The organism is Rhizobium sp. 9140 (genome assembly GCF_900067135.1).
In the GTDB taxonomy this organism is placed as follows: Bacteria; Pseudomonadota; Alphaproteobacteria; order Rhizobiales; family Rhizobiaceae; genus Ferranicluibacter.
Map to the genome: position 1 here is coordinate 832,907 of NZ_FJUR01000002.1, position 13,876 is coordinate 846,782.

The window sequence follows — 13,876 nt, forward strand, 5'->3', positions numbered from 1 at the left end:
TATGCAATTTCAATCGAGGCGGTCGGCGGCGGTGTTTCCCGACGGTCACATCAGGAGGTTGGTATGGCGACGGTAAGACTCTGGACGGATACCGAGGCCGAGGCGGCGCCGCGGGTGCAGGCGGTGTTTGCGGATATCCGCGCCGTGCGGGGCTCGGATTTCATCAACAATTTCTGGCGCGGCCTGGCCAACGATCCGGCAACGCTGGAGCGGACATGGAGCAGTCTGAAAGAGGTTATGGTCGCACCGTCGGCGCTCGATCCGCTGACGAAGGAGCTTATCTATATCGCCGTCTCGGTCGCCAGCGGTTGCAGCTATTGCATCCATTCCCATACGGCGGCGGCGCGCGCAAAGGGGCTGACGGACGCCCAATATGGCGATCTCCTTGCCGTGATCGGCATGGCGTCGGAAACCAACCGCCTCGTCACGGCGCTCGGCATCCCCGTCGATCCCGAATTCGACGTAACCGGCTGATCTCCCCGCGCGCCCCAACGTTCGGACGGTTCGCCGAGCGAGGCAACGCCGTCGAGCTTCAGACATTGATCGTTGCGAGGGCTGCCTCGGCATCCGCTGCAAGCTTTGCCTCGTCGAGGCCCGGAAATGCGCCGTTTGCCCAAACGACCCGGCCGTTGATCATGGTCATATCCGTCGCCATGCCGATGCCGACGCGGGGAATGAGGCTCAGCGGATCGTGCCGCGTGCCGACATAATCCATACGGCGGGTGTCGATGGCGAAGAGGTCTGCGGCCATTCCGGGCGCAAGGCGGCCGATATCGCTGCGCCCGAGCAGGCTCGCACCGCCGCTCGTGCCGTAGCGCAGGAAATCGACCGGCGGCGGCACGGGGTGTGCGCGCGTGGAGGATGCGAGGCACTGCAGCATGTAGGCCGAGTGCAGGCTGTGCATCAGGTTGGAATTGTCGTTGGAGGCCGCACCATCGCAGCCGAGCCCGACGCGCAGGCCGAAGGCCGCCATGGCGGGGATATCGGTGACCTCTGCGCCGACGAGATAGACGGGTTCCGGGCAGTGGGAGACGCCGGTGCCGCTTGCCGCCATCGTCCGCAGTTCATCATGGGTCAGTTCCCAGCAATGGGCGTAGAACGTATCTGGCCCGGAAAAGCCGATGGATTCCAGATAATCGACGGTGCGCAGGCCGTGGCGCGCCCGCATCACAGGGCTCTCGCCTTCGCCGACATGCGTGTGTAGCATGACGCCGCGGTCGCGCGCCAGCGCCACCGATTCCACGAAGGTTTCGCGGTAGGCGTTGACGGGCTGGCAGGGCGCGACGACGACCTGGCGCATGCTGAACGGCCCGGCATCGTGATAGGTGTCGATCAGGCGGGCGCAGTCGGCAATGAATTCGTCCGTCGTTTCCAGCATTTCGTCGGGGATCGTCGATCCCTCCGATTTCGGCAGGGTGTTGCCGCCGCGACCGGCGTGAAACCGCATGCCGAGGAGATCTGCGGCCTCGAACTGGCGGTCGATCAGCCGCTTTCCGGCATGGCGGGGAAAATTATACTGGTGGTCGAAGGCCGTTGTGCAGCCATGCTTGATCAGTTCGGCCATGGCGGTGACAGAGGAATGGTAGAAGCAGGCTTCATTCAGCTGCGAGAAGACCGGATAGATGCGGTCGAGCCATTCGATCACCGAAAGCTTCGTCCAGTCGAGATCTGCGCGGTTGCGCACGAAGCACTGGAAGAAATGGTGATGCGTGTTGACAAGGCCGGGATAGACGAACCAGCCGGTGGCATCCATCACGCTCGTGCCCTCAGGCAAAGCCTCTGCCTCGAGATGTTCGCCGATGGCACGAATGGACGGCCCGTCGGTCAAGAGATCGACATTGCGGCGCACGACCGGGCCTATGCCTTCGTCGGCGATGACGGCCGCACAGTTTTTGAGGAGAGTGCCACTCATGTCAGACCTCGTCCTGCTGAAAGCGCTTGGGAGAGCCCGAACCGTCGGCATGACGACGGATCCAGGAAAGATGGAGCGTCCAGATCTTCGAGGATCGTCATCCGCTGCCGCCTGTCGTTTCGATGTCCCTGCCTCAAAAAGATCTCGTACAGTTCGGGCTGCATATTCCGTCGCTATGTGACCCATGGAAACGCCGGGCGTCAAGCATGCGGCGGGCAGGGATGTGAGCCGGTTCGGTCACGACCGCACGGCAAGCTCTAGCCCATTGACAGCACCTTCTTCTCCGCTATTCTGTTATAAAAGTCGTAATAATATAATAATGGAACAAAATTGGAGGACTTCATGATGCGCCTGAAAACTGCGTTCTTCCTTGCAAGCGCGCTCGTCGCACTTCCATCCTTTGTTGCGGCCCAGGAAAGGGGCGGCGTCATCAATGTTGCGACGATCGGCGAACCGCCGACACTCGACCCCATGGCCTCCACGGCCGATCTCGTGGGTATCGTTTCCCAGCATATGTTCGAGACCCTCTACACATTCGACAAGGCCTGGAAGCCGACGCCGCTTCTGGCCGAGAGCCTGCCCGAGATCAGCGCGGATGGCAAAACCTATACGATCCGGCTGCGCAGCGGCATCACGTTCCACGATGGCTCGGACATGGCGTCGGACGACGTCGTCGCTTCGCTCGAGCGCTGGGTCAAGGTTGCCTCGCGCGGCAAGCAGGCAGCCGCATTCCTCGACAAGATCACAGCCACCGATCCGCTGACGGTAACGATCACGTTGAAGCAACCTTACGCGCCGCTCGTCTCCCTGCTTGCTTTCAACAATTCCGCCGCAATCGTCCTGCCGAGCGAGAAACAGGCCGAGCCCATGAAGGACTTCGTCGGAACTGGCCCCTATATGCTGAAGGAGCGCAAGGCTGACCAGTACATCCAGCTCGCCCGATTCGATGGCTATACGCCGCGGTCCGGCGAGGCCGACGGCTACGGCGGCGCGCGTCACCAGTATCTGGATGAAATCCGCTTCGTGCCGGTTCCCGATGCAAACACGCGCGTCGAGGCGGCGATCTCCGGCCAGTACGACTATATCGACAGCCTTCCCGTCGAATCCTTCGACAGGCTGAAGGGATCCACGGCATCGGAACCGCTTGTCTTGAAGCCGTTCGGCTATCCGGTCTTCGTATTCAATACGGCGGAGGGTGTTGCCAAGGACGTCGCCATCCGCAAGGCCATCCGCCAGGCTCTGAGCATGGAAGACATGCTGGCCGCCGCCTTCGGCAGCACCGATTTCTACGCGCTCGACGGCGATATCTATCCGAAAAGCTTCGTCTGGAACACGGATGCCGGCGTCGAGGGCCATTACAATCTTGCCGACCCCGAAGGATCGGCAGAAGCTGCCAAGGCCGCCGGTTATGACGGCAAGCCGATCCGCATCCTGACGAGCCGCCAGTACGAGTTCCACTACAAGATGGCGCAGGTCGCCGCCGAGTATCTGAAGCTTGCGGGGTTTACCGTCGATCTGCAGGTCGTGGACTGGGCGACGCTCACCCAGCGGCGGGCCGACAAGGGCCTCTGGGACATCTATATCACGCACAGCCCTTTTCTTCCCGAGCCCGCGCTGATCGGATCCCTGTCGCCGAGCTCGCCCGGCTGGTGGGACACGCCGCTGCGCAAGCAGACGGTCGAGGCGTTTTCCGCAGAGGCCGACGAGACGAAGAGGCTTGCTTTGTGGGCCGATGTGCAAAAGGCCATGTACGCGGAAATTCCCTACATGAAGATCGGTGACTTCAACGCTCTCGCAGCCAAAAGCAAGAAGGTCGAAGGCGTCGTGCCGGCTCCGTGGCCGTATTTCTGGAACGCATCGATCAGAAAGTAATCCGGAACCGGCATCCCGGACGCCGCCGCGGGGCGGCGTTCTCTCATCCAGCGTTCGTCACCTTTGTGTCCCTCGTGGGACCGGAGAGCCAAAGACATGATCCGCTACATCCTCCAGCGGCTGGCCGGCATGATCGTCGTCATGTTCCTGGTCGTGACCATTGTGTTCGTCATCGTTCGCGTCACGCCGGGAGACCCGGCCGCGGTGATGCTCGGACCCGATGCCTCGGCACAGGATATTGCCGATCTGCGCACGCGGCTCGGTCTCGACCAGTCGCTTCTCGTGCAATATGTTTTCTATCTCGGGCAGATGATCAAAGGGGACCTCGGCCAGTCGATCTTCCTCAACATGCCCGTGACGTCGGCCCTCCTCGACCGCGCCGAGCCCACATTCTTCCTGACGCTGTTTTCACTGGCGATCGCCTGCGTCATCGCGCTGCCGATCGGCATCTATGCCGCCTATCGGCGAGGGTCCCTCGTCGATCAGGCGGCAACGACCGTCGCGATGCTGGCGGCTAGTATTCCGAGCTTCTGGCTCGGCCTCATCCTGATGCAGGTCTTCGCCGTCAATCTGAACATGTTTCCCGTTTCCGGCTATGGCGGGCCGGGCTCGACCTTTCTCGACCGCATGTATCACCTGACTCTGCCGTCCTTTGCGCTCGGGCTCGTCTCCTCGGCGCTGATCCTGCGCTTCACGCGCGCCTCGATGCTCGACGTGCTCGGTGACGACTATATCCGCACGGCACGCGCAAAGGGCCTGATCGAGCGGAAGGTTGTGCTGAAGCATGCGTTGAAGAACGCGTTGATCCCGATCCTCACGGTTATCGGTTTGACCGCCGCAGTCCTCATCTCGGGCGCGGTCGTTACCGAAACCGTGTTCGGCCTGCCCGGCGTCGGAAGCCTCGTCGTCTCCGCCGTGCTGCGGCGGGACTACCCGGTTATCCAGGGCGCGCTGCTGGTGATCGCGGCACTCTACGTCCTCATCAATTTTGCGATCGACATGCTCTATCTGCTGATCGATCCGAGGGTGCGCTACTGATGACAGATATCTCCATCACAACCAAGCCGCCTGCCAGCGATGCCGCAAGGTTCTTCCGTCGCTTCCTGCGGCGCAAGACGGTTGCCGTCGGGCTCGGCATCCTCGTTCTCTTCGTGCTGCTCGCGGTGCTCGCCCCGTGGATCGCACCCTATTCGCCCTCGAAGCTGTCGATCGTCAACCGGCTGAAGCCGCCGGGCGAGATCTTCTGGTTCGGCACGGACGAGTTCGGTCGCGACGTCTTCTCCCGCACGATCTACGCCGCGCGGCTTTCCCTGCTCGTCGGTGCCGCCGTCGTGGTGCTCTCGGCCGTGATCGGCGTCACGCTCGGGCTGCTCGCCGGCTTCTTCCAGCGGCTGGACACGCCCATCGCCCGGCTGATCGATGCGATGATGGCCTTTCCGGACATCCTGCTGGCCATCGCGCTGGTCGCAGCCCTCGGCCCCTCGCTGACGACCGTGATCGTGGCATTGTCGATCGTCTACGCGCCGCGGCTCGCCCGCATCGTCCGCGCCTCGACGCTCGTCATTCGCGAACTGCCCTATGTCGAGGCGGCGCAAGCACTCGGCATCTCCACCTTCCACATCATGACGCGGCACGTGCTGCGCAATCTCCTGTCGCCCATCCTCGTACAGGGAACGTTCCTCTTCGCCAGCGCCATGCTCGCCGAAGCCGGCCTGTCGTTCCTCGGCCTCGGCGTCAGCCCCGATGTCGCGACCTGGGGCACGATGATCTCCGCCGGACGCCAGTATATCGGGCAGGCCGGCTGGATGACCTACTTCCCCGGCTTTGCCATTATTCTCTCCGTCCTGTCGCTGCAAATGGTCGGCGATGGGTTGCGGGACATGCTCGACCCCAGACTTCAGAAGGACGTGTGACATGACCGGCGAAAACCAGAAGCCGCTCCTCCTTTCCAATGTCAGGCCAATGGCCTTCGGCCAGCCCGAATCCGGCCATGCCGGCAGCCCGGGAGCCGACGCAGCGACCGACATTCTCATCGGCGAGGACGGACGCATCGCAGCCATCGGCCAGGGACTCGCGGTGCCGGACGGCACGGAGCGCGTCGATGGAAAAGGTGCGTGGATGTCCCCCGGCTGGATCGATCTTCACGTTCATATCTGGCACGGGGGCACCGACATCTCGCTCCGTCCGTCCGAGTGCGGCGCCGAGCGCGGCGTGACCACGCTGGTGGATGCAGGATCGGCCGGTGAAGCGAACTTTCATGGCTTCCGGGAGTATATTATCGAGCCGTCGAAGGAGCGCATCAAGGCGTTCCTTAATCTCGGTTCGATCGGGCTCGTTGCCTGCAATCGTGTTGCCGAACTTCGCGATATCAGGGATATCGACCTCGACCGGATCATCGCGTGCTATGCCGAAAACAGCGAGCACATCGTCGGCATCAAGGTGCGCGCAAGCCACGTCATCACCGGGTCGTGGGGCGTAACCCCGGTCAAGCTCGGGAAGAAGATCGCCAAGATCCTGAAGATCCCGATGATGGTGCATGTCGGCGAACCGCCGGCTCTCTACGACGAGGTGCTCGAAATCCTCGGCCCGGGCGACGTGGTCACGCACTGTTTCAACGGCAAGGCCGGCTCGAGCATCATGGAGGACGAAGACCTGTTCGATCTCGCCGAGCGCTGCGCTTCCGAAGGCGTGCGGCTCGACATCGGCCATGGTGGGGCGTCCTTCTCCTTCAAGGTGGCGGAAGCGGCGATCGCGCGCGGGTTGCTGCCGTATTCGATCTCGACCGACCTTCACGGCCATTCGCTCAATTTCCCCGTCTGGGATCTCGCGACCACCATGTCGAAGCTGCTCTCCGTCGGCATGCCGTTCGACAAAGTGGTGAATGCCGTCACGCATGCACCCGCCGACGTCATCAAGCTCTCGATGGAGGACAGGCTTGCCGTCGGTGCGCGGGCGGATTTCACCATCTTCGACCTCGTCGATGCCGACCTCGAGGCAACCGATAGCAATGGCGACGTCTCGCGCCTCACCCGCCTGTTCGAGCCGCGTTTCGCTGTCATCGGTGCCGAGGCGATCGCGGCCAGCCGATACATTCCGAGAGCCCGCAGGCTCGTGCGCCACAGCCACGGTTACGCGTATCGCTGAGGCCGACAAACTGCATGACACAGGAGTTCTCGTGACACATCTTTCCACCTTCGCCGATCCGAAGACGACCACGCCCTATCAGCGGCTGGCCGACCTCGGCATCGAGCTTCCGCCCGCACCGCCGCCCATCGCCAATTTTCTGACCCATGTGATCGAGGGAAACATGCTCTATCTCTCGGGGCAGGGGACCCGCGAGGCGGACGGGCGCATGCGCACCGGCAAGGTCGGCGCGGAGATCAGCACCGAGGCGGCCTATGACGATGCGCGTCTGGTCGGCATCAACCTTATTGCCGTGATGCACGAGGCGCTTGGCGACCTGTCTCGCGTGAAGCAGGTGGTGAAGCTGCTCGGAATGGTCAACGCCGCACCGGAGTTCCGGGATCACCCGAAGGTTATCAACGGCTGCTCGGACCTCATCAACGCTGTCTTCGGAGAGGCCGGTCGGCATGCCCGGTCGGCCGTCGGCTTCGGCTCGCTTCCCGGCAACATCACGGTGGAAATCGAAGCCATTGTGGCGCTTACGGATTGATGCCGTGAGGAGACGTTCCGTGCTGCCGCCAGCCCATCAGCGCCTCGATCCGCGCCGCCGACGCCTTCACACGGTCGGCATAGCCGGCCTTGTCGGCAAAAGCCTTCTGTTCGGGAAGGACGATGGAGATGGTCGCGACGCAATTGCCGTTGCGATCGACGATGGGCGACGCAATGCACGCGACCGCATAGTCGGATTCGCCGGCCTGGATGGAGAGCCTCTCCTCGAACGCCGTTCGCGCAGCGTCCGACAGGGTCTCGGCATCGACCGCGGCTCGGCCGGTCGGCGACATGCGGGCGCCACGACGGAAGAGTTCGACGCGCTCGGCTTCCGGCATATGCCCGACGAGCAGCCGGCCGGAGGCCGTCCAGTTGAGCGGCACACGGGTGCCGACCCGCGACGCGACCTGGAAATGGCTCGGCCCGTCAGCCATGGCGAGCACCAGCATGTGCTCTGCATCGCGACCGCAGACCTGCACCGTCTCGCCCGCGTCCCGGCAGAGGTCGTGCATTTCCTGCGTGGCGACGCTCATGAAATCCAGCGAACGGGCATAGGCAAGACCGTAGTGGTAGAGTCTGGATCCCAGCCACAACGTCCCGTCGCCATTCCGAGCAAGAATGTTCTTTTCCACAAGGTCGTCGATGATGACATAAACCGTGGAAAGTGGCGCGCCGACAGCCTTGGCAATGGCGTAGGCGCCGGCCGGGGCGCCCGTCTCGTAGAGATGATCGATGACCTGAAGAGCCCGGTCGATCCCGCTGACGCGCGAGCGGCGCACGCTTTTTTCCGTGGTTTCGGAAACCGGTTCCGAGGCTTGCCTGTTCACAACAATCGTCCCGCTCATCCGTCCTGTCTATTGCAGTATTATGGCATAGACTCTGAAAGAGCAAGAGATGCCCGCGCCGTCACGACGTCGCGCAGCCTGGAGAACGACCATGTCCGCTGATATTCTAACGACCCTCGGCCTTCGCCCTGTGATCAACGTGTCGGGAACGATGACGAGCCTTGGCGCGTCGATCGTCGTGCCGGAAGCCATTGCCGCCATGGCGGCGATCCTGCCGCATTTCGTGGAGATCAACGCGCTGCAACGTCAGGCGAGCGCCGTGATCGCCCGCATGACCGGCGGGGAGGCGGGCTTCATTACGGCGTCGTGCTCCGCCGGCGTGAGCCTTGCCGTCGCCGGAACCATTACGGGGCCTGATCTCCTTGCGATCGAGCGGCTGCCGGAAACAAACACCGAGAAAAACGAGGTGCTTCTGCAGATGGGGCATGTCGTCAGCTACGGCGCTCCGGTCGATCAGGCCATCCGCATCGCAGGTGGCAAGGTCGTCATGATCGGCCAGGCAACATCGACGCATCGCTATCACATGGAAAATGCCATCACCGAAAGGACCGCAGCGGCCGTCTACGTGGTGTCGCATCATGTCGTCGATTATGGTCTTCTGAACCTGAAGGAATTCGTCGAGATCGCCCATGCGAGGGGCGTGCCGGTGATCGTGGATGCGGCATCCGAATACGATCTGAAACTCTTCCTCGCGCAAGGGGCCGATATCGCGCTCTACTCGGGCCACAAATTTCTTGGCGGACCCACCTCCGGTATCGTTGCCGGTCGAAAGGATCTGGTCCGCAACGCCTTCCTGCAAAACATGGGCATCGGGCGCGGCATGAAGGTCGGTAAGGAGAGCATCTACGGCGCGATGGCGGCGCTGGAGGCATGGGAGACGCGTGATCACGCGGGTATCCGGGCTCGGGAAACAGGTGCTCTCGCGCTCTGGAAGGAAACGCTCGACGGTCGGCCAGGTGTCACCGCGCTGATCGAACCCGATCCGACGGACAACCCGCTCGACCGCATGCGTGTGATCATCGATCCACAGGAGGCACATATTACGGCCTGGGATCTTGCAGCAGCGCTGCGATCGGGCGACCAGCCGATCATCGTGCGGGATCACGAGGTCGAGCACCGCTATTTCTACCTCGATCCGTGCAATCTGCATCCGGGTCAGGAGCATATCGTTGCCACCCGTCTCGCCGAGGAACTCGACAAGGCGCATGCCTCCAACGCGATGATTGCAACCCCGATCGAAGACCTCAGCCGTCACCGCTTCGACGGGATGCTGCGTTGGCCGGACTAGAGCATCAGCGCGACACGTGGAAGACAGAAACGATGGGAATGATCATGACGACGCAACAGGCCCACACCCGTCAGACCACGCCGGCAGAGGCGCAACCGGTGCTCTCCGTCGAGGCGCTGCGAACGTCGTTCCGCGTCGAAGGCGCGTGGAAACCTGTCGTCCGCGATATCTCCTTCACCATCGCGCCTGCTGAGACCGTGGCGATCGTCGGCGAGTCCGGGTCCGGCAAGAGCGTCACGTCGCTGTCGATCATGCGGCTTCTACAGCCCGAGACGAGCCGCATCGAGGGGCGGGTCATGCTGGGGGGCCGCGATCTCCTGTCCTTGCCCGAGCCGGAGATGCGCAAGGTGCGCGGCAACGATGTCGCGGTGATTTTCCAGGAGCCGATGACCAGCCTCAATCCGCTGTTCACGATCGGCGACCAGATCTCGGAGGCGATCCTTTGCCACACGGCGATGAGCAAGGCGGACGCGCGCGCCGAAACCGTGCGCATCCTTGAAAAGGTTCGTATTCCCTCGGCAGCCTCGCGCTTCGACGAATATCCGCACCGCTTCTCCGGCGGCATGCGGCAGCGCGTGATGATCGCAATGGCGCTCGCGACCAAGCCGAAGCTGCTGATCGCCGATGAGCCGACGACGGCGCTCGACGTGACGATCCAGGGTCAGATCCTCGATCTCATCCGGATGTTGCAGGACGAGGAGGGCACGTCCGTCCTGTTCATCACGCATGACATGGGCGTGGTCGCCGAGATTGCCGACCGGACCGTCGTCATGTATCGCGGCGAGCAGGTGGAAACGGGACGCACGACCGACATCTTTCACCGAGGCCAGCATCCCTACACCCGCGCGCTTCTGTCCGCCGTGCCCGTGCTCGGTGCCATGCAGGCCTATCGCCGGCCCTTGCGTTTTCCAATGGTCGATCCGGCGACCGGACTGTCCGACGTCCCGGTCGACGTCGCCGATACCGTCATTGCCTCCGGCGAGCCGATACTTCAGGTCCGCAATCTCACCAAGCGCTTCGACATCCATACCGGTCTTCTCGGCAAGGTGAGCGGGCGTGTACATGCGGTCGAAAATGTTTCCTTCGACCTGCGCGCCGGTGAAACCCTGTCGCTGGTCGGCGAATCCGGATGCGGAAAGTCTACGACAGGACGTGCCATTCTGCGCCTGATCGAGCCAAGCAGCGGTTCGGTTCTGGTCGAAGGCCGCGAGGTTCTGACCCTTCCGAAGCGTGAGCTGCGCGAGATGCGCAAGTCCGTGCAGATGATCTTTCAAGATCCGTTCGCCTCGCTCAATCCACGCATGACGGTGGGAGCCGCGATTGCCGAACCGTATCTCGAGCACCGCATGGGCGGTTCGCAGGAGGCGAAAGCCATGGTCGCCGATCTTCTCGAGAAGGTCGGCCTTGCGCCGGACATGGCGTCGCGTTATCCGCACGCGTTCTCGGGCGGTCAGCGCCAGCGGATCTCGATCGCGCGTGCGCTCGCCCTTTCTCCCAGAATCATCGTGGCGGATGAGAGCGTTTCGGCACTCGATGTCTCGATCAAGGCGCAGGTCATCAACCTGATGCTCGACCTGCAGCAGAGCCTCAACCTTGCCTTCCTGTTCATCAGCCATGACATGGCCGTCGTCGAGCGCGTCAGCCACCGCGTCGCCGTCATGTATCTGGGAGAAATCGTGGAGATCGGGCCGCGGAGCGCCGTCTTCGGCAATCCCCAGCATCCCTATACGAAGAAACTGATGTCCGCCGTGCCGGTCCCGGATCCCGACCGCCGGCGTGAGACGCCGATGGCCGCTGCCGAGGAACTGAGGAGCCAGATCCGCCCGGCAGATTACGTGCCGGTGCAGCGGGAATTCCGCGTCGTTTCCGAGGGGCACCTCGTCGCCATCTAGAGCGGTCTATGCGCGTTCACTGGAGCGCGCATAGACGCCGGCAACGATTGGCGACGTCCACGGATTTCAGAACTCTTCCCAGCTGTCTGTGGAGGATTGCAGCGCCACGGCTGCCGAGGACCGTCCTGAAAAGGCCTTGCTGATTTTCTTGATCATCGCGCGCGGTTGAGATGCCGGAGGAGAGGAGGGGCCTCTTTCAACGGGTGCCTGTCGCGGCCGCATCGACGCCCCGCTCGCCGAAGCGAACTGGAAACGTCCGACCAGCTCCTTGAGCCTTGCAGCCTCCATCGCCAGCGTCGCACCGGCGGCATTGGCTTCCTCGACCATGGCGGCGTTCTGCTGGGTGACCTGATCCATCTGATTGACGGCGGTGTTGACCTCCGCAAGGCCCACGGATTGCTCCCGCGAAGAGGTCGCGATGGAATCCATGTGCTGGTTGATCGTGACGATGTAGGCCTCGATCGTCCGCAACGCATCTCCGGTCTGCTGGACGAGGTGTACCCCGCTCTGGACCTCGCCGGAGGAGTTCCGGATGAGATCCTTGATCTCCTTTGCGGCCTTTGCGGAGCGCTGTGCCAGTTCGCGCACTTCCTGCGCCACGACGGCGAACCCGCGACCGGCTTCGCCGGCGCGTGCTGCCTCGACGCCGGCATTCAAGGCCAGAAGATTGGTCTGGAACGCGATTTCGTCGATAACGCCGATAATGTTCGAGATCTGGCTGGAGGACTGTTCGATCTTGCTCATGGCATCGACGGCATCACCCACCACCGTACCGGAGCGTCGTGCGCTTTCATTGGCCTGGACGGCAACCGCACGCGCTTCCTCGGCGCGCTTCGAGGAGTTCGAGACATTGACCGTGATTTCATCGAGCGCCGCGGCCGTTTCCTCCAGGGACGCTGCCTGTTGTTCGGTCCGGCGCGAAAGGTCGTCGGCGCTCTGGCTGATTTCGCGTGATCCGCTGTCGATGGACGCGGTTGCTTCCGACACGGAGGAAAGGGTCGTGCGGAGCTGTTCGACGGCCTGGTTGAAGTCGGTTCGCAGGCTCTCGAAGTCATGGTGGAAGGTTTCGGAAATATGAAAGCTCAGGTCTCCCTCGGCCAGGTGCTTGAGGCCGTCGGCAAGTCCCCTCGTCGCCTGGGTCATGGCTGCGGCACGGGCGCTCTCCGTCTCGGTGGCGCGGCGTCGCTCGTCCTCAGACTGGCTGCGCTGGCGGTCTGCCTGTTCTTCGAGGTCCCGTGTCTTGATGGCGTTGTCCTTGAACACCTGCACGGCGCGCGCCATGGCGCCAACCTCGTCGGGCCGCTCTCCGCCGTCGATGGCGGCGTCCAGGTCACCCTTGGCAAGACGGGTCATGGTCGTCGTGATCCCGCCAATGACCGAGGCAAGCGAGCGGGCAAAGATCAGGAAGCCGAGCAGCGACAGGATTGAAACGACCACCGTGCCGATGATCGTCATCCATAAGGCTTCCGAGGCCTCATCCACCACCGTGGTGACGTCCGATGCGATCTGGAGAACGCCGATTGTCGCGCCTGAGAAATTGGTCAGCGGTCGGGCCTCGACGATATAGTGCCGGTCGGCGATGGTGACGTTGGCTTGCATCGTCTCTCCGGCCAGTACGGACGTGAGGCTTGCCTCCGGCAACAGGTCGCCTTCGAAGGTCGATGCCTGCTTGACCAGCTTGCCATCGGCTTGGACGTAGACGGCGATCTCACCACCGATACGCTGAGCGACGGACGAGAAATAGTCGTTCGTCAGGCTCGTGCCCGCATCGACGACACCGACGACGACGCCGGCCTTCTTGATCGGAGCCGATGCGAACATGCTGACGGCTGTCCGTCCGGGTTCGATACCTGCAACCAGATTGCCGGACTGCAGCGCCTGGACGATGGTCTTGCGGCGTCCCTTCATGTCGTCGCCGAATTTGTCCGGCGTGTGAATGCGGGCAACGGCTTCACCGTTTGCATTGGTCACCGTGAGGAGCGTAATTCCGCCCTCCTTGACGATGGAAGACATGGCACCGGCGTAGCGCGCGATAATCGCTTCCCGCGCGTTGGACGCAATCAGCCCCGCCATCTCCGGCTCGCCGGCAAGGGCAAGAGCGATCGCCGAAGCCGTCTTCCGCTGCGCTGCCATATCCATCTCGACGAGAGCACGGTCCGCACTCGCCTCGTGTGCCAGCGTATCCGCTGTCGAGGCCGATTGCCGGTACGATGCGCTGCCGCCGATCGCAACAGCGGAAAAGAGCACGGCTGCGAAACCGTAGGCAGTGATTTTGATCCAAAGCGGACGTTTTACGACGGAATGAGCCACGAGATCCTCGGCAACGTGAAAGATGTAAGCAAGGATGGACGAAACTCATAAAATATGAATGAATTTACAACCGGAATCTGAGCAA

At 62.7% G+C, this 13,876-nt stretch carries 11 protein-coding genes; 8 read left to right on the top strand and 3 right to left on the bottom strand.

Annotated features, from left to right (window positions below; all coding sequences use genetic code 11):
• Positions 1 to 63 precede the first annotated feature (63 nt).
• Positions 64 to 474, top strand: a complete 411-nt coding sequence (locus GA0004734_RS21210; RefSeq protein WP_092937693.1) for a carboxymuconolactone decarboxylase family protein — start codon at positions 64 to 66, stop codon at positions 472 to 474.
• 58 nt (positions 475 to 532) lie between these two features.
• Here GA0004734_RS21210 and GA0004734_RS21215 read toward each other — a convergent pair whose 3' ends face one another.
• On the bottom strand, positions 533 to 1,912 hold the full coding sequence (locus tag GA0004734_RS21215) for an amidohydrolase (RefSeq protein WP_092937695.1): 1,380 nt from the start codon (positions 1,910 to 1,912) through the stop codon (positions 533 to 535).
• Positions 1,913 to 2,257: 345 nt separating this feature from the next.
• On the opposite strand from GA0004734_RS21215, the gene GA0004734_RS21220 reads away from it, so the two are divergent.
• From GA0004734_RS21220 to GA0004734_RS21240, 5 genes are all read left to right on the top strand, one after another.
• Positions 2,258 to 3,784, top strand: coding sequence for an ABC transporter substrate-binding protein (locus tag GA0004734_RS21220; RefSeq protein WP_092938268.1), 1,527 nt, complete (start codon positions 2,258 to 2,260; stop codon positions 3,782 to 3,784).
• Between the two features lie 96 nt (positions 3,785 to 3,880).
• Positions 3,881 to 4,822, top strand: a complete 942-nt coding sequence (locus tag GA0004734_RS21225; RefSeq protein WP_175386607.1) for an ABC transporter permease — start codon at positions 3,881 to 3,883, stop codon at positions 4,820 to 4,822.
• Positions 4,822 to 5,697, top strand: coding sequence for an ABC transporter permease (locus GA0004734_RS21230; RefSeq protein WP_092937697.1), 876 nt, complete (start codon positions 4,822 to 4,824; stop codon positions 5,695 to 5,697). Before GA0004734_RS21225 ends, GA0004734_RS21230 begins: the two co-directional genes overlap by 1 nt.
• Before the next feature lies 1 nt (position 5,698).
• A complete protein-coding gene (locus GA0004734_RS21235) occupies positions 5,699 to 6,928 on the top strand; it encodes an amidohydrolase/deacetylase family metallohydrolase (RefSeq protein WP_092937699.1) in 1,230 nt (409 codons plus the stop codon).
• A gap of 31 nt (positions 6,929 to 6,959) precedes the next feature.
• Entirely contained in the window at positions 6,960 to 7,457 is a 498-nt protein-coding gene (locus GA0004734_RS21240) for a RidA family protein (RefSeq protein WP_092937701.1), read from the top strand.
• On the opposite strand, the gene GA0004734_RS21245 is transcribed toward GA0004734_RS21240, so the two are convergent.
• Positions 7,447 to 8,283, bottom strand: a complete 837-nt coding sequence (locus tag GA0004734_RS21245) for an IclR family transcriptional regulator (RefSeq protein WP_245292567.1) — start codon at positions 8,281 to 8,283, stop codon at positions 7,447 to 7,449. The two genes, GA0004734_RS21240 and GA0004734_RS21245, sit on opposite strands and share 11 nt — an antisense overlap.
• Positions 8,284 to 8,392: 109 nt before the next feature.
• Here GA0004734_RS21245 and GA0004734_RS21250 point away from each other — a divergent pair, with 109 nt between their 5' ends.
• Positions 8,393 to 9,589 carry an aminotransferase class V-fold PLP-dependent enzyme gene (locus GA0004734_RS21250; RefSeq protein ID WP_092937705.1) on the top strand — a complete coding sequence of 399 codons (1,197 nt, stop codon included), beginning with the start codon at positions 8,393 to 8,395 and terminating at the stop codon, positions 9,587 to 9,589.
• Positions 9,590 to 9,633: 44 nt separating this feature from the next.
• Positions 9,634 to 11,481 carry an ABC transporter ATP-binding protein gene (locus GA0004734_RS21255; RefSeq protein WP_092938272.1) on the top strand — a complete coding sequence of 616 codons (1,848 nt, stop codon included), beginning with the start codon at positions 9,634 to 9,636 and terminating at the stop codon, positions 11,479 to 11,481.
• A gap of 66 nt (positions 11,482 to 11,547) precedes the next feature.
• On the opposite strand, the gene GA0004734_RS21260 is transcribed toward GA0004734_RS21255, so the two are convergent.
• On the bottom strand, positions 11,548 to 13,791 hold the full coding sequence (locus tag GA0004734_RS21260) for a methyl-accepting chemotaxis protein (RefSeq protein WP_245292568.1): 2,244 nt from the start codon (positions 13,789 to 13,791) through the stop codon (positions 11,548 to 11,550).
• Positions 13,792 to 13,876: the final 85 nt, after the last annotated feature.

Coding starts and splice junctions, on each gene's coding strand:
- GA0004734_RS21215 (WP_092937695.1), bottom strand. CDS start 1,912: ATGAGTGGCACTCTCCTCAAAAACTGTGCGGCCGTCATCGCCGACGAA.
- GA0004734_RS21220 (WP_092938268.1), top strand. CDS start 2,258: ATGCGCCTGAAAACTGCGTTCTTCCTTGCAAGCGCGCTCGTCGCACTT.
- GA0004734_RS21250 (WP_092937705.1), top strand. CDS start 8,393: ATGTCCGCTGATATTCTAACGACCCTCGGCCTTCGCCCTGTGATCAAC.
- GA0004734_RS21255 (WP_092938272.1), top strand. CDS start 9,634: ATGACGACGCAACAGGCCCACACCCGTCAGACCACGCCGGCAGAGGCG.
- GA0004734_RS21235 (WP_092937699.1), top strand. CDS start 5,699: ATGACCGGCGAAAACCAGAAGCCGCTCCTCCTTTCCAATGTCAGGCCA.
- GA0004734_RS21225 (WP_175386607.1), top strand. CDS start 3,881: ATGATCCGCTACATCCTCCAGCGGCTGGCCGGCATGATCGTCGTCATG.
- GA0004734_RS21230 (WP_092937697.1), top strand. CDS start 4,822: ATGACAGATATCTCCATCACAACCAAGCCGCCTGCCAGCGATGCCGCA.
- GA0004734_RS21210 (WP_092937693.1), top strand. CDS start 64: ATGGCGACGGTAAGACTCTGGACGGATACCGAGGCCGAGGCGGCGCCG.